13 protein-coding genes are annotated in these 14,870 nt (G+C 64.0%); 7 read left to right on the top strand and 6 right to left on the bottom strand.

Annotated elements, in window-relative coordinates; translation table 11 throughout:
- Position 1 precedes the first annotated feature (1 nt).
- The 4 genes from C480_RS04165 to C480_RS04180 all read left to right on the top strand — a co-directional run bounded on the left by C480_RS04165 (position 2) and on the right by C480_RS04180 (position 4,128).
- Entirely contained in the window at positions 2 to 1,492 is a 1,491-nt protein-coding gene (locus C480_RS04165) for an oligopeptide/dipeptide ABC transporter ATP-binding protein (RefSeq protein WP_006664369.1), read from the top strand.
- A complete protein-coding gene (locus C480_RS04170; protein ID WP_006664370.1) occupies positions 1,489 to 2,901 on the top strand; it encodes an ABC transporter ATP-binding protein in 1,413 nt (470 codons plus the stop codon). The genes C480_RS04165 and C480_RS04170 overlap by 4 nt, the downstream gene beginning before the upstream one ends.
- Positions 2,902 to 2,975: 74 nt before the next feature.
- The gene (locus tag C480_RS04175) at positions 2,976 to 3,434 is read left to right on the top strand and encodes a DUF7555 family protein (RefSeq protein ID WP_241433779.1); all 459 of its coding nucleotides are present in this window, start codon (positions 2,976 to 2,978) and stop codon (positions 3,432 to 3,434) included.
- A gap of 181 nt (positions 3,435 to 3,615) precedes the next feature.
- Positions 3,616 to 4,128 (top strand): DUF7529 family protein, encoded by a 513-nt coding sequence (locus C480_RS04180; RefSeq protein WP_006664372.1) that lies wholly within the window; start codon positions 3,616 to 3,618, stop codon positions 4,126 to 4,128.
- Positions 4,129 to 4,271: 143 nt separating this feature from the next.
- Here C480_RS04180 and hpt read toward each other — a convergent pair whose 3' ends face one another.
- Positions 4,272 to 4,841 carry a hypoxanthine/guanine phosphoribosyltransferase gene (hpt, locus tag C480_RS04185; protein WP_006664373.1) on the bottom strand — a complete coding sequence of 190 codons (570 nt, stop codon included), beginning with the start codon at positions 4,839 to 4,841 and terminating at the stop codon, positions 4,272 to 4,274.
- A gap of 392 nt (positions 4,842 to 5,233) precedes the next feature.
- Between hpt and C480_RS04190 the strand changes: the two genes are divergently transcribed.
- Positions 5,234 to 6,073 carry an aldo/keto reductase gene (locus tag C480_RS04190; protein WP_006664374.1) on the top strand — a complete coding sequence of 280 codons (840 nt, stop codon included), beginning with the start codon at positions 5,234 to 5,236 and terminating at the stop codon, positions 6,071 to 6,073.
- Between the two features lie 88 nt (positions 6,074 to 6,161).
- Here C480_RS04190 and C480_RS04195 read toward each other — a convergent pair whose 3' ends face one another.
- The 4 genes from C480_RS04195 to C480_RS04210 form a co-directional block, all read right to left on the bottom strand.
- Positions 6,162 to 6,935 carry a DUF7344 domain-containing protein gene (locus C480_RS04195; RefSeq protein WP_006664375.1) on the bottom strand — a complete coding sequence of 258 codons (774 nt, stop codon included), beginning with the start codon at positions 6,933 to 6,935 and terminating at the stop codon, positions 6,162 to 6,164.
- A 111-nt stretch (positions 6,936 to 7,046) separates the two neighbouring features.
- Positions 7,047 to 8,231 (bottom strand): bifunctional phosphopantothenoylcysteine decarboxylase/phosphopantothenate--cysteine ligase CoaBC, encoded by a 1,185-nt coding sequence (gene coaBC, locus C480_RS04200; protein WP_006664376.1) that lies wholly within the window; start codon positions 8,229 to 8,231, stop codon positions 7,047 to 7,049.
- Between the two features lie 66 nt (positions 8,232 to 8,297).
- Positions 8,298 to 10,520, bottom strand: coding sequence for an IucA/IucC family protein (locus tag C480_RS04205; protein WP_006664377.1), 2,223 nt, complete (start codon positions 10,518 to 10,520; stop codon positions 8,298 to 8,300).
- Between the two features lie 106 nt (positions 10,521 to 10,626).
- Complete coding sequence (locus C480_RS04210) at positions 10,627 to 11,364, bottom strand: NAD(P)/FAD-dependent oxidoreductase (RefSeq protein ID WP_006664378.1); 738 nt, start codon at positions 11,362 to 11,364, stop codon at positions 10,627 to 10,629.
- Between the two features lie 169 nt (positions 11,365 to 11,533).
- Between C480_RS04210 and C480_RS04215 the strand changes: the two genes are divergently transcribed.
- Together C480_RS04215 and trkA are read left to right on the top strand one after the other, a co-directional pair.
- The gene (locus C480_RS04215) at positions 11,534 to 12,055 is read left to right on the top strand and encodes an SRPBCC family protein (protein WP_006664379.1); all 522 of its coding nucleotides are present in this window, start codon (positions 11,534 to 11,536) and stop codon (positions 12,053 to 12,055) included.
- Between the two features lie 246 nt (positions 12,056 to 12,301).
- Positions 12,302 to 13,639: a Trk system potassium transporter TrkA gene (gene trkA / locus C480_RS04220; protein ID WP_006664380.1), complete on the top strand. Its 1,338-nt coding sequence runs from the start codon at positions 12,302 to 12,304 to the stop codon at positions 13,637 to 13,639.
- 29 nt (positions 13,640 to 13,668) lie between these two features.
- On the opposite strand, the gene C480_RS04225 is transcribed toward trkA, so the two are convergent.
- On the bottom strand, positions 13,669 to 14,802 hold the full coding sequence (locus tag C480_RS04225) for a M42 family metallopeptidase (protein ID WP_006664381.1): 1,134 nt from the start codon (positions 14,800 to 14,802) through the stop codon (positions 13,669 to 13,671).
- Positions 14,803 to 14,870 lie beyond the last annotated feature (68 nt).

The raw sequence follows: 14,870 nt of genomic DNA on the forward strand, positions 1-14,870 counted from the left end.
AATGGAATCTAATCCAACGGCGGATGCACAGTCAACGGCAACATCGACACTAGACACAACCGCGACGGCAGCGTCGAACGCCACGACGACAGCCGGTGACCGGAACGACCCGATCATCACCGTCAGAAACCTCCAGACTTCCTTCTTCACCGACAAGGAGGTCATCCGGGCTGTCGACGGCGTCGACTTCGACATCCGCCCCGGCGAAACCGTCGGCGTCGTCGGCGAGAGCGGCTCCGGAAAAAGCGTCACCGCCCGCTCGATTATGGGCCTCGTCGATTCCCCCGGACACATACTGGAAGGCAGCAGTATCCGCTTCCAGCACGTCCCAACGCTCCGATCGTTCGCCACCACGTTCGCCGGCCGAACCGTCAGCCTCGATGAACTCGAGGCCGAACACGACCCGACCTCGCTGTTCGACCATCCCGAAATCGACGCGACGCCGTCGACGTTCGGCTACGACGACCGCGAGGAAGCGACACTCGAGGACTTCGTCGGTGCCTACGGCGACACGCTCGAGTTCATCGGCGCGGACGAGTGCGTCTTTGTCCGCGACGGCGGTACCGACGATCCCGAGTCGATTACGGATGGGTTCGTCGAACTCACGCGGTGTACCGGCGAGATTCAGCGGAAGATGCGCGGCGGCCGGATTTCGATGGTGTTCCAGGATCCGCTGACGAGTCTGAACCCGGTCTACACGGTCGGGAACCAACTCGAGGAAACGTTGCGGCTCCACCAGGATCTCTCCGGGCAGGCGGCAACGGAAGAGGCAGTCGAGTTGCTCGAGGCGGTCGGGATTCCGGACGCGCGACGGCGCGTGACCGAGTATCCCCACCAGTTCTCCGGCGGGATGCGCCAGCGTGCGGTCATCGCGATGGCGCTTGCGTGCGATCCGGAGGTACTGATCTGTGACGAGCCGACGACGGCACTGGACGTGACCATTCAGGCTCAGATCCTCGACCTGCTCAAGGAACTCCAGCACGAACGCGACCTCGGTATCCTGTTTATCACCCACGACATGGGTGTGATCGCGGAGGTGACGGATCGCGTGAACGTCATGTACGCGGGCGAAATCGTCGAAACGGCCGGCGTCCATTCGCTGTTCGGCGATCCGAAACACCCCTACACTCAGGGGTTGCTGGAGTCGATTCCGGGACGACAACAGGGAGAGCGCCTGCAGACGATCGAGGGGAACGTTCCGACGCCGAACGAACCCGCGACGTACTGCCGGTTTGCCCCTCGCTGTCCGAAGGCGTTCGGCGACTGTGAGGCCGTTCATCCCGAGACGGTTCCCGTCGGCGATGGACATCCCGAGGACGAGCAGGCGGCGCATACGACTGCCTGTCTCCTGTATGTCGACGAGTATACGGCGGCTACACATCCGTCCAGTCGGACCCCGGACCAGGGGGCCGGAGAGGTGGAGGCGATGGGCGGGAGTGCCGACGCTGCGACAGACACAGAAACCGAAACGCCACGAGGTGATGACCGATGAGTCAAAACGCCCTCGAGACGGGTACGGCAGAAGCGGACGTAGACACGGGCTCACGCCAGGATTCGGATGTCATGGTCGAGGTCCGCAACCTACGAACTTACTACGAAGGCGATGGGCTACTCGGCGGGACCCCAGTCAAGGCCGTCGACGGTGTCAGTTTCGACATCAAACGCGGCGAAACGCTCGGGCTGGTCGGCGAATCCGGCTGCGGGAAGAGTACGCTCGGGCGAACGCTCATCCAACTCGAATCCGCGACCGGCGGCGAAATCCGCTTCGACGGGACGGACATCACGACGCTGTCGGGAGCCGACCTCAAAGACTGGCGGCGCAACGCACAGATGGTGTTCCAGGATCCGGACTCCAGTCTCAACGACCGGATGACGATCGGCGAGATCGTCCGCGAACCGCTCGACGTTCACAGCTGGAAGACGCCGCGGGAGCGCCGCCAGCACGTCAAGGAACTACTCGATACCGTCGGCCTCCAGCGGGAACACTACTACCGGTACCCACACCAGTTCTCCGGTGGACAGCGCCAACGGATCGGGATCGCACGCACGCTGACGCTCGAGCCCGAGTTCATCGTGCTGGACGAACCGGTCTCCGCGCTGGACGTCTCAGTCCAGGCAGAGGTAATCAACCTGCTCGAGGACTTGCAAGAGGAGTTCGGGCTGACGTACCTCTTTATCGCCCACGACCTCTCGGTCGTGCGCCACATCTGTGACCGGGTTGCGGTCATGTATCTCGGGAACATCATGGAGATCGGGCCGACGGAGGAACTGTTCTCCAATCCGGCAAATCCCTACACGCACTCGCTGCTCTCGGCGATTCCGGAGCCCGATCCGACCGCCCACAAGGACCGGATCACGCTTCAGGGAACGCCGCCGAGTCCGCGATTCCCGCCGTCTGGATGCCCGTTCAGCACTCGCTGTCCGGCCCGTATCCGACCGCCGGAGTACCAGGACCTCGACAACGAACTCTGGCACCAACTCGATACGCTTCGAGAAGTCCTTCGCGAGCGGGATCGCACGGAAAAGTCGGTCACCGACCGCATCAGAGAACTGCTCGGCAAGGAGCCCCACTTCGGGACGATCGACGAAATCTACGCCGAACTGTTCGACGATCAGGTGGTGCCGCCGGCCGTCGAAGAGGTTCTCGACGACGCCGCTGAACTCGCCCGCGGTGGCAACGAACAGGCAGCGCTCGACCTGCTCGGTGCGGAGTTCGGCAGCGTCTGCGAGGGTCACGCGCCTGACGGTGCCGACGAGGCGAACGACGCGGACGCAGAAGAGCCGGTCGAACCCGACTACCACGTCGTCAGTCCCTCCGGCCGTCGGAGCCTCTGTCACCGCCACGATTCCGATGCCGACTACCGAAAACCGGAGCACGTTCTCGATGATCGACATCGGTAACGTCGTGGCTCCGTAGCGGCAGTTTCACAGCTGTCGCTGTACTACGATTACAAGACGCCCCTCCATCATCTCACATGAACTCGGACCCTCCGTCACAGTCTCAATCCCAATCACAGCACCGAACTCGGCTTCTCGTCTTGATCGATGCGCTGACGTATGCCGGCGCGGTCGCCGCGATCAGCACGATCTGCGCTGTCGTCTTGGGGCTGATAACCGGTGGTGGCCTCTCACGGGCGAAACTCGTATTGTTCTTCGTGGGCTTCATTCTCCTCGGATATACCACGGCTCGGCTGTGGCCACGGTCGCCATCCGATCTCGAGGACGACGCGGCTCTCTCCGGTGTCTCTGGTGATTCGATTCCGGAAACGGCGGATCAGACGCGGTTTCAGGCACTCGTCGCATCCCTTCCGCCGAAGCGGTGGTTTCCAGCACCGCCGCCGGAGGACCGGATCAATCCAGCCGGGAAACTCTTCTTCGGGAGCCTCGCAGTTTTACTGATCTCCTATCTGATGGAGGCGGTGTTCGGTATCTGACCGACGGCCCGCTCGTTACCACCTGACCCCGTGACGGTCTTGATCCGCTGTCTCTCGAAAGGAGTGTCTCACTGAGCGGAGCCACTTTCAGAAAGAAAGAGTGCCGTGATACGGCCAGAATACCGGAGACCAGTGTGTAGGCGTGAAAAGAGTTATCCCACTGCTGTGCCCAACGAGGTGTATGACACAAATCGGGGATGACGAGTTCACTCAGCAGCGAGAGCCAGTCAGCGGGACTGCGATCAAGAACGCCTGGGTGCAGACCACCGAAGACCTGTCTGCTCTCGAACAACAGCGGCAGGAAAACGGCTGGGACACCGTCGCTATTCCGGCCCTCCAAACCGCAGCAGTCAGCCGGGACGCTGGCAAGAAACACGACGATCGATACGGACTCTTCTTTGTTATCGCGGACAACCACGCAGACTCGTTCACGAACGCCTTCGAACGCGGCGAGTTCCCGCGGTACGAAGCCTACCGAAACGAAGTCGATGGTGCCGTCTTCCTCGTGGTCGAACTCCTCGATCCCGAAAGCGAGACTGCAATCTTGCTTGCGGGCCAGTACGAACGCCGCCACGTTCCGGGTATGGTCGCCGCTGCCAACGAGGAAGGTGAACTCTATACACACGTGAGGACGCTCGATAAGACGGTACTCGGCTCGTTCAAACACGAGGAGTACGCCCCGCTGGTACCGTGATCGGGGAGTGTCGGCGTCGATAGCAGCACGTGAGAGCACCGAGTTGAGAATCGCCAGTGACAGCCGGCTGCACTCGTCTCGACGGCGGTGTGACTTCCGCGTTCAGGTAGACAGCCACTCGATCGACAAGCGACGTAGAAGGACTAGAAGTCGCCGTCTTCGTCGACGATGACGACCTCGCCGTCGACGACATCGACGTTGATCAGCGTCTTGACGGTATAGCCGGCGTCGTCGACTTTGTTCTCGCCGCCGACCTTCTTGATGACGGCGACGGTATCGACGACTTCTGCACCGATTTCGTCGAGTGCTTCGAGGACGGAGGCGAGCGTGCCGCCGGTCGAGAGAACGTCGTCGAGGACGAGGACGTGTTCGCCCTCGCGAACGTCGTTGATGTACATCTCGTTCTCCGAGTAGCCGGTTTTCTGGGAGATGGCGACCTCGTCGTCGAGGCCGTACTGACGCTTTCGGATCACGGTCAGCGGAATATCGGTCATCAGCGAGACGGCGGTGGAGATGTGGATACCCATCGCAGCGGGGGTAACGATCCGATCGACCTCTTCGAGTTCGGCTTTGCGGATGATTCGGATGACGATTTCTCGGAGGAGTGTGGGGTCGAGTTTGGGGACGCCGTCGCTGATGGGATGGACGAAGTAGTGATAGCCGTTCTTTTCGATGATCGGCGCGTCGAGGAGTGACTGCTGTAACTGATCCATGTCGTGGGTGGGACGGACGCGGAGTAAAAGTTGACGATACGTTCGAGGAGTGTGGTGGTGTATCAGGGGAGTGAGAACTGTCGGTGGACGTATCTGTGTGTCGCTGAATCATGTTGTGATGCCGGTGTCGAACCGTGTTCGTCTCACGTAACCGTCGAAACAGATGTGTGAATATAGTGATGGTGCAACGATTACACACCGTTCCCATAGCCGTCGTGCGATCGGATGTGCAGTAACTCGCAGTGGCTACTATAGCTGTTGTCAACCCCACGTGGCAAAGTGCCACTCCGTACTGAGAAGTGCCGAGACGAACAGCGACCGGACGACCGCGACTCATGGCAAGGCTGTGGACGAACCGAATCGTTTTGCCGTGCTGCGGTGAACATCGTCCGATGAGTCCACCGACAACGACGCTTCCGAGTGGCGACGAACTGCCGCTGGTTGGTATCGGGACCTGGAATATCGACGGTGACACCGTCCGCGAGTCGGTTCGAGCCGGTTTAGACGCTGGCTACGGTCACATCGATACCGCCGAGGGCTATCGGAACGAACGCGAAATCGGCGACGTACTATCCGAGTACGACCGCGACGATATCTTTCTCACGTCGAAAGTCCTCCCGAAAAACCTCGACTACGAGTCGGTTATCGCCGCCTGTGAGGCGTCCCTAGAGCGACTGGGGACCGAGTATCTGGACCTGTACCTCGTGCACTGGCCCAACCCGGCGATTTCGCTGCGCGAGACCCTAGATGCGATGGCGACGCTTCACGACGAGGGAATGGTTCGAAATATCGGCGTGTCGAACTTCGACGCGTACCAACTCAGTTGTGCACGCCATATCGCGGATGTGCCGATCGCCGTCAACCAGGTCGAGTATCACCCCTGGAACACGCAGGATGCGCTCCTCGAGTACTGCCGCGGAACCGAAACCGTCATCGAGGCCGCTGCACCCTTCGGTCGAACGGAAGTCTTCGCCGACGAAACCGTTCAGGACATCGCGGCGGCGTACGACCGATCGCCGGCCCAGATCGTCCTCAAGTGGGCCGTCGAAAACGAAATCGTCGTGCTGCCGAAGTCTACGTCGCCCGAACACGTTCGCTCGAATCTGGACCTGTTCGACTGGACGCTCGACGAAGACGACCGCGATCGCCTCGACGCGATCGACCACCACCAGCCGGTGTACGATCTTCCGACGCGCGACTGGACCGACGACACCTACGGAATCGCCGAGTAATCCCACCCGTACTCGTTGTGCCAGTGGGACGACGAGTTCGGTCGCGTGTGGGTTCGGACTGGTCGTTTCACGGCACCCCAGAACGTCGTTACTCTCCCGGCCCGTAGCTGAGTTCGGGCGGCTGCTCACCGCGGCCGAGGCGCATATGTCGCTCGTGGTAGATGTGGACGACCGCCGTTACCGTCACCGTTATCGAGACGAGTGCGAGCCAGGATAGATCCGACAGCATCGTGAGCGGATAGATTCCGAGCCAGAGTGCGGCGACCAGCGCCGACCCGATCGCACCCAGCGACAGGTACAGTTCCCGCCAGGCGAACTCGTGACCGGGAACGATTTCGAGATAGACGCTGATATCTCGGGTCCGGTCGGTCGCCCGGATAACGCCGCGATCGGAGTCGAACTGGAGAATGCCGACCTCGTCCATTTTCGGGAGATGCGTCTGCTGAAGCGTGGTATAGACGCGCTTTCGCTGTGCGGACGTAACGCCGTCGAGGGTGGTCTCGTACTCCCACGCCGCGAGTTGCTGTGCAAGGTCGCCGAGTTCAACGGGCCGACCGTCCTGTTTCAGAAAGTGAAGGACGTAGCGCCGGCGCTGATTGCGCAGGACTTCGAAGACTTCGCCTTTCGAGAGGGGGTCCGGCTCGGCGTCAGCACCCGCAGCCGAGTCGGATGCAGACGCGTCCCCGGACCCGCGTTGTCGTGTCGAGTTCGCCGCAGCGCCCGTTTCCGTTTTCGTTTCCGTTCCATCGGATATCGAGTCATCGCGCGCTCCAGATCCCTCTGCTTTATTGTCACGTTCACGCTCGGCTCCCCCACCCCTCGACCCGCGTTCGATACGATCATCCCGTTGTTGCTGAACCACTCCGAATCCCCTCTATCCGTTCAAATCCGCGAGCATTCAGCCGAGACTGAATGCGTTAGTTCAGTGGGATGAACGCCACCTATATAACTTTCCTGCCCCACTTTGCATTCATCAACTGGTTGACTCGTTGTCCAGCACTGCCGCGATCGAATCCGCAATTTCCCCACCTAGCGCCGCTTTCGCCCCCTCGAAGTGGGCGACATCCGTTGCGTGAACGAGCAATGCGCGCGTCTGCTCTGCACCCATTACGCTCGCATCGTTCGCGACGACGAACGCGAGTTCAGCGCGCGCGAGCATCTCTCGAGCTTGATCGATCATCTTCGCGTCGTCACCCGACGTTTCGGTCTTGAACCCGACGATGGGCAGGTCGGGGAACGCCTCGCGAAGGTCGTCGATGAGCTTCGGGGTGGGTTCGAGATCGAGCGTGAGATCCTGTCCGGAGCGGATCTTCTCCGGACTGGTTTCGACGGTATAGTCGCCGATGGCGGCGGCCGAGACGAGGGCATCGGCGGTGGCTCCGGACCCGCCGGCGCAGACGTCTCGCGTGGTTTCGAGCATCTCCGTGGCGCTTTCGACGCTTCGGACATCGGCGTAGGGGACGGATTCCCCGTCGTGGACGAGCGTCACGTCGGCACCGCGAACGTAGCAGGCGGCGGCGACGGCGCGGCCCATCTTTCCCGACGATCGGTTCGTGAGGACGCGCACGGGATCGATGGCTTCGGTCGTCGCGCCGCTCGTAATGACGACGTGCTGGTCCGCAAGCGGCCGGTCGCCGGCCGCGCGGGCGGTCTCACAGACGATCGCCTCCTCGGTCGCGATCTTCGCTTTTCCCTCCTCGATTCGCGGGTCGACGAACTCGACGCCCCAGTCCTCGACGGTCTCGATGGCCTCGAGTACGCCGGGGTGGTCGTACATCGGCTTGTGCATCGCCGGTGCGATCACGATCGGGGTTCCGGCTCCGAGTGCAGTCGTCGCACACGTCGTCACGGGCGTATCGTCGATCGCACCCGCGATTTTGCCGACCGTATTGGCCGTCGCTGGCGCGATCAGGAAGACATCCGCCCAGCCGTCGTTTCCGCAGAGTTCGACGTGTTCGACGCTACCCGTAATCTCCGTGACGACCTCGTTGTCGGTCGCGAACTCGAGCGCCCAGGGGTGGATGATCCCCTGTGCGCTGTCGCTCATCACGCCGCGGACTGTGGCCCCTCGCCGTCGCAGTTCGTGGGCCAGTTCGACCGTCTTGACGGCCGCGATCGAGCCCGTCACCCCGAGCGCAACGTTGACGCCTTCGAGCATTCGTCCGGTATTCTCCCGGCAGTGTGTTAAGGGTAGCGAGGCGCTACCCGGCAGCCAACGGCCCGCTCAGGTGGGGTCGATCACCGCTCGCCCCGCTGGCGTCAGCGGGTTCGATACCTCGCTGGTCACGTACTCGTGGCGCTTGCCGCGTAATCGCATCGCGGTCAGGGCCTTGTGAGTCGTCCGCTCCGCAAACAGCGCGCGCTCGTCGCGACGAACGCGGGCGTCGGGGACCGCCGTCTCGGCGCGGACCTGCTCGAACGCCCGTTCGCAATGCGCCCGAATCCGAGCCCAGCACGCCCGCTCGTCGACGGCCGTTTCGGCGGCGATCGTCGCGACGAGTTCAGCGAGGTGGTTCTGAAAGAGCGCGTAGTACAGTTTTTTGTGGAGGTCGCGCTCGCCGTCGGCGTCGAGGTCCGAGTCGGGGTACGGTGTAAACGAGAGTCCGTGCTCGCCGAGGCGGCCGCCGTGCACGCGGATCCCACCGAGGTCGCGGACGAGCGTGCCGATCGGACGCGCGCGATCGCGATCGAAGACGACGAGACTGTTCTGGAGGTGGCTCTCGAGGGCGACGCCGTACGTCGTTAACAGGCGTAGCTGCTCGGGGACGACGACGCCGGCGTACGCGTCGACGAACGCGAGTGCTGCTTCGGCGATAGTCGTCGCCTCCGTCACCGTCGCGTAGCGCTCGATGAGGTCGCAGACGAGTGGCCGCCCCGTCGCAGGCGACTCGGCGAGCAGGCTCGACGCCACCACGGGGATCGCGTCGTCCGCGCCCGCGACCAGCGGGTGTGCGAGTGGATTGGTCCGAACCAGTGCCGAGAGGTGACGGGCGTCGTCGAACTCGTCGCCGGCCGTGTAGGGCTGCGAACCGCCTGGCGGATAGTAACACGTCGCTGCCGGCTCTGGGACAATTCCCAGCGATTCGAAGGACTCTCGCTCCGTGATCTCCCGCACGAGGGCGGTCACCCGCGGGCCGTTCGCGACGGCCTGTGGCGACAGCGTCCGAACGACGTTCGTCGTCTGGACATCGATCGCGAGTTTGAGGTGCGAAAGCGGCCCGTCAGCCGTTCGTTCGCTCTCGAACGGGACCACCGTCCGAAGATTGAGTTGGGGCGTCGCCGGTCGGCTGCACTCGGGTATCGGGACGATCCGCCCGGACGCACACCGTCGCGCGTAGCGCTCCGGAACCGTGCGATGGTACTGGAACGGGTGGACCGGAACGACGGCGTACGCGGCTGCATCGGCCGACCCGGGAATCGCTCGCTCGAGCGACGCCTCGAGCCCGTCGAACAGCCCGAACAGGCGAGCGGTCAGACTCTCGCCATCCGCACCCCTTGCCCGCGTTTCGAGCGCGGCGTCCCGTTCGATGGCGACGAACCGCAGGTCGACTCGGTCGGTGAACTCGGGCGCGTACGCGAGTCCGTCCGCAGCGGTCATCCCGCGGCGAAGCTTCCCGGCCGGATGGAACGGGTGACCGTCAGTAACGATCCGCTCGAAAGCGGCGGCGTCATCGGCAGCAGCGATACCCGCCTCGATCGGTTCCACGGGGGAGTCGGTCGCCGTTTCCGCTGTCTCCGCCGCCGTCTCGACCGCTCGCGCGTGAACGCCCCTGGCGAGTCGTGCGAGCGCAAGGTTTGCGACGCTCTCGGCGACTTCCTCACGAATTCGATCCGCCTGTGAAGCGTCGGAAAACCCGCCTTCGCGTTCGAGCAGCGAAACGAGTTCACCCGGCCCCGAAACCCGCGTCACGGATGGGGGGCGGGCGTTCGCTACGGATTCCGACGAGCGAGCCGTCGACAGCCGGGACACCGGGCCGACGAGTCGGTAGCGGTCGTACCCGTGTCGGCGTGCGATCGGGGCGACCAGAACCGTCTCCGAAGCCGGAAACGGAAGCAGCGCGAGTTGCCGGCACGTCGTCGGAAGCGGTGTGACTGCTTCGAGCAGTTGCGTCCCATCGAACGCAGTGCGTTCAAACGCCTCTGTGTCCGGGATAGCGGGCGACTCGCGCTCCACGACCCGCGCAGTCGGAACGCCGGCAGGTCGCCCGCGGAGCACCCCGTGGACGAACCGGTGTAGAATCTCTCGCCGGGCGAACTCGAGCGCCTCGAGAAACGCCTCCTCGGCGGAGACGGCGCGGTTTCCACCGCCGGTCTCACCACCGTCACGGCCCCTATCGCCGCCGTTTCCGCGGGCGTTCAAATAGCATACCGCCGCCCCGAACGCGTTCCGTTCCGCGCTCGTTCGAAGGCGAAGCGGCGTGCAGTCGCGCTGGTTCGACCGGGTCATACTCGCATCACGACGGTATCTGCACTCCCACGGAGATCGTGATAACTTGATGGGGGGGATCGGCACTCGCTGCAGTCGGTGCACCTGAACTCGAGTTCAGGTGGAGTCAGTCCCGTTCGACGCTCGGGTGCATCGTCGGCTGGTCGTCGAGCGGCTCCGCAAACGCCTCGAGCATCGTCTCGCGTGCGCGCTCGTCGCGTTCGCGTCGTTCGTCGTCGTCGATCTCCTCGCACCCCGGCGGCACGTCGCGGCCGCGACCGGTGAAGTAGCCCTCCGGGGCGACCCAGTCGTGATAGAAGTTGACGTCGGAGTCGTGGATCACGGCGAGGCCAACCTTCGCGCCGTGGCCCGCTGCGACGATCGTCTGGTGGGGTTCGCCCGCGAGTCGGCCGGCCGCGTAGACGCCGTCGACGGCCGTTCGCCCCGCTTCATCGACGGAAACGAAGTGTTTGCTGCCGCGTTGTGTCCGGCCGACATCCAGCGGGACGAGATATTCGCTGTCGGACCACGAGGCCGCGACGATCCGGCGCGCCTCGATCGGGTCGCCGCCGTCGGTTTCGAGGACAAATCCCGCGTTGGGATCGTCGTCGTCTCGGCGTTCGGTCCTCGTCACCCGCCCGAGTTCGAACGTCGCACCGGCGTTTTGCGCCTGTTCGCGGGCCAGTTGCAAGTACCGGCGGGCGTCGACGCCGTTCGGAAAGCCGGGGTAGTTCTCGAGGCTGGCGTTGCGTGCGAGGATGGATTCGCCGCCGTCGATGACGAGCGTGTCGAGTCCTGCGCGCGCGGTGAAAATCGACGTGGCGAGGCCGGCGACGCCGCCGCCGACGATACAGAGATCGTGCATGGATGGTCGTTGTCCGGCACGGCTATAGAGGTTGTTCTCGGCGGCGGAAGACGAGCAGCGAGCGGGAAGGTGTCGGTGCGTATGGGTATGGCGGCGAAACCGGAGGAGGAGCGGAGTGCCGGGCTACAGCAATGAGAATCCTTACGGGCGGGCCCGACATACTGCCGCCGTGGACAGAATTCTCCTCAGTACCGTTGCCTATCGTTCGCCGGAGGAGGTCTTTCCGTACGTGCGGTCGTTTACCGACTATCCGCGCTATACGGAGCACTTGACGGACGTTCGCGTCCACGGCGACGGCGGTGTCGGCTCGGTCTACGATCTCCGACTCGCCTGGTGGAAACTCAGCTATACGGCCCGGTCGGAGGTGACGTCGATTACGCCGCCCGAATCGCTCACGTGGGAGTTACGGAACAATCTCGACGCGCGCGGCGAGTGGCGGATCGAACCGGAACCCGACGCCGCCCCGCCGGAAGAAGAGACCGCGAGCCGGATCTACTTCGAGGCGGTGTACGATCCCCACTCCGCGGACGAGAACGCGATTTCGCTTCCCCGGTTCGTCTCGCTCGACTGGGTGATCGGGAAGGTCAAGCCGCGACTCCTGAGCGAGGCCAAAGGCGTCGTCAGCCGACTCGTGGAAGACATCGAGGGCCGGCCCCGCGACGTAGAATTAACCGTTCACGAGTTACCCTGATCCGCGATCCGCGATCCGTGGGCCGACGGTGCCCGGTTCGAAACGGCTACTCTCCTCTCCGCTATGGCTGGCTGGTCCGGCCACGGTCACGTCTGCTGGCAGACAATTCTTAGGCCGTGCCCGCGTACGTGGCGTATGGAACAGGCTGGCGTCTCCCGACGAACTGGAACCCGCTGTCCTCGTGACCGGCACCGATACCGGAGCACGGTGAGCCCAACCGCCGACGGCGGCGGCCGGTGATTCGCGATGCGCGTCATCGTCGTCGGTGCCGGCGAGGTCGGCACCCACATCGCGGACAGTCTCGACCAGGATCACGAGGTCGTCGTCGTCGACCGCGACGAGCGCCGCGTCGACTCGATCACCTACGAACACGACGTGATGGCCATCGAAGGAGACGGCACGTCCGGACAGATGCTCGACGAAGCCGGCATCGACGAAGCCGATCTGGTCGTCGCAAGCACCGACGACGACGCGACGAACATCGTCGTCTGCGGCGCGGCCAAAACCGTCGACGACCCGTTCACGATCGCGCGCGTGAAAAAGACGGACCTCCTTCGCACCTGGGAACGGTCGGACGGCGCGTTCGGCGTCGACGTCATGGTGAGTACCGATCTTCACACGGCCGAGACGATCGTCGATATCGTCAACCTGCCGGGCGCGCGTGACGTCGACAGTTTCGCGAACGGACTCGTTCGCATGGCCGAGTTCGAAATCAGCTCCGACAGCCCGGTCGCCGGCAAAACCGTCGCCGACGCCGACCGATTCGAATCGCTGACGTTCGCCGCACTCATCCGGGACGACGACGTCGTCGTCCCGACCGGCGAAACCGTCATCGAGGCCGGCGACGAACTCGTCGTCATCGGCTCCGCCGAAAACACTCGCGAGTTCGCCGGCACACTGTCACCGCTGCCGACGCTCGAGGAAGCCGACGAGATCGTCATCGTCGGCGGGAGCGAGATCGGCTATCAGACGGCGCGGCTCTTCGAGGAGCACGGCCTGGAATCGCGACTCGTCGAACGCGACCCCGATCGCGCGCGCGAACTCGCCGAGCAGTTGCCGAAGACGCTCGTTCTCGAGAGCGACGCGACGGATATCGACTTTCTCGTCCGCGAGCACGTCGGCGAGTCGGACATCGTCATCGCGGCGCTCGACAGCGACGAGAAGAACTTGCTCGTCTCCCTGCTGGCGAAACGGATCGGCGTCGAACGGACGCTCGGCGTCGTGGAGTACGGCGAGTACGTCGACCTCTTCGAAACGGTCGGCATCGACGTTGCGGTCAACCCACGGTGGGTGACGGCCGAGGAGATCACCCGGTTCACCCGGGAACAACGGACCGAGAACCTCGCAATACTAGAACACGACCGCGCGGAGGTGCTCGAGTTCGAGGTCGACGACGAGAGCCTGCTGGTGGACACGCCGATCCGCGAGGCGATCGCTGAACTCCCGGATGGGGTCGTGGTCGGGGCGATTACGCGGGATGGGGAGTTGATTACGCCTCGCGGCGAGACGCGGGTCCAACGCGGCGACCACGTCGTTGTCTTCGCCGAGACGCCCGTTATCGACGTGGTTGCGGCGGCGTTGTGAGTACGAGCGGTGGAGAGGGCTGTCGGCGGTTACAGCGTGTAGTCGTGCTCGCCGTCCTCGCTGGCGAGGAACGCTTCGAGGAGGTCGATCGTCGCCGCCACGTCGTCGACGTGGGCGGTCTCCGTGACGGTGTGGAGGTACCGCGTCGGGATCGAAATCGCGCCGACGGGTTTCGCCCCGGCCGTGTGCTGGAACCCGGCCGTGTCGGTGCCCCCGGCGGGCAGAATTTCCACCTGCGAGTCGATTCCCGCCTCGTCGGCGACGGCCTGGAGGCGGCGGTGGACCTTCGCGTTCGTGATGACGCTCGAGTCTTTGAGTTTGATCGCGGCACCCTCGCCGAGTTCGGTGACGCGCTCGCCGCCGCCGAAGCCGGGAACGTCGTTGGCGACGGTCACATCGAGTGCGATGGCGAGGTCCGGATCGACGTCGACGCCGAGGGCGTGAGCGCCGCGCAGGCCGACTTCCTCCTGAACGGTGGCACAGAAGTGGATCGTCGCGTCGAGATCAGCGTCCGCGAGCCGGCGGGCGGCCGAGAGCATCGCGAACAGGCAGATGCGGTCGTCGAGGGCTTTGCCGGTGATCGTCTCGCCGAGGCGCTCGGTGGATTGGTCCATCGTGACGAGATCGCCCGGCGAGACGCGCTCTGCGAGTTCGTCGTAGGGGAGGCCGGTGTCGACGTAGAGGTCCGAAACGTCGGGCGTCCGCTCGCGTTCGTCCTCGTCGAGCGTGTGCGGCGGCGGGGAACCGATGACGCCCGGGAGGTCGCCGCTGTCGGTGTGGATAGTCACGCGCTGAGCCTTGAGAACGCGCGCGTCCCAGCCGCCGAGCGGTTCGAGTTCGAGGAACCCGAAGCCGCCTCCGTCCTCGCCGCCGTTGCTATCGCCGTTCGTCCCGTCTCCCGTCCGGCCGGCGCTCCGCACGTGCCGAACCATAAACCCGATCTCGTCCATGTGCGCGGCGACGGCGACCGAATACTCGGAGTTACCCTCCAGCGTGGCGACGACGTTTCCCATCGAGTCCGTTCGGATGCGGTCGGCAAACGAGTCGAACTCGTCGACGACCAATTCGCGAACGCGGTCCTCGTAGCCGGGGACGCCGCTCGTCTCGGTCAGGTCGGTCAACAGGTCGAACTCGAACGGGATCGACGTTTCCATGTCACTCATACACACTACTGTGTTCGAGGTGGGTATAAACGCGCGGAAACGGCGCGTACTCGGGCGGCGGTTTTTTA

It is taken from the genome of Natrialba aegyptia DSM 13077 (assembly GCF_000337535.1).
GTDB lineage: Archaea > Halobacteriota > Halobacteria > Halobacteriales > Natrialbaceae > Natrialba > Natrialba aegyptia.

Excerpts from the sequence above, each read along its gene's own strand:
- C480_RS04210 (WP_006664378.1), bottom strand. The coding sequence starts at position 11,364 with ATGCACGATCTCTGTATCGTCGGCGGCGGCGTCGCCGGCCTCGCCACG.
- C480_RS04190 (WP_006664374.1), top strand. The coding sequence starts at position 5,234 with ATGAGTCCACCGACAACGACGCTTCCGAGTGGCGACGAACTGCCGCTG.
- C480_RS04165 (WP_006664369.1), top strand. The coding sequence starts at position 2 with ATGGAATCTAATCCAACGGCGGATGCACAGTCAACGGCAACATCGACA.
- C480_RS04225 (WP_006664381.1), bottom strand. The coding sequence starts at position 14,802 with ATGAGTGACATGGAAACGTCGATCCCGTTCGAGTTCGACCTGTTGACC.
- C480_RS04170 (WP_006664370.1), top strand. The coding sequence starts at position 1,489 with ATGAGTCAAAACGCCCTCGAGACGGGTACGGCAGAAGCGGACGTAGAC.
- C480_RS04180 (WP_006664372.1), top strand. The coding sequence starts at position 3,616 with ATGACACAAATCGGGGATGACGAGTTCACTCAGCAGCGAGAGCCAGTC.
- trkA (WP_006664380.1), top strand. The coding sequence starts at position 12,302 with ATGCGCGTCATCGTCGTCGGTGCCGGCGAGGTCGGCACCCACATCGCG.
- C480_RS04175 (WP_241433779.1), top strand. The coding sequence starts at position 2,976 with ATGAACTCGGACCCTCCGTCACAGTCTCAATCCCAATCACAGCACCGA.
- hpt (WP_006664373.1), bottom strand. The coding sequence starts at position 4,841 with ATGGATCAGTTACAGCAGTCACTCCTCGACGCGCCGATCATCGAAAAG.
- coaBC (WP_006664376.1), bottom strand. The coding sequence starts at position 8,231 with ATGCTCGAAGGCGTCAACGTTGCGCTCGGGGTGACGGGCTCGATCGCG.
- C480_RS04205 (WP_006664377.1), bottom strand. The coding sequence starts at position 10,520 with ATGACCCGGTCGAACCAGCGCGACTGCACGCCGCTTCGCCTTCGAACG.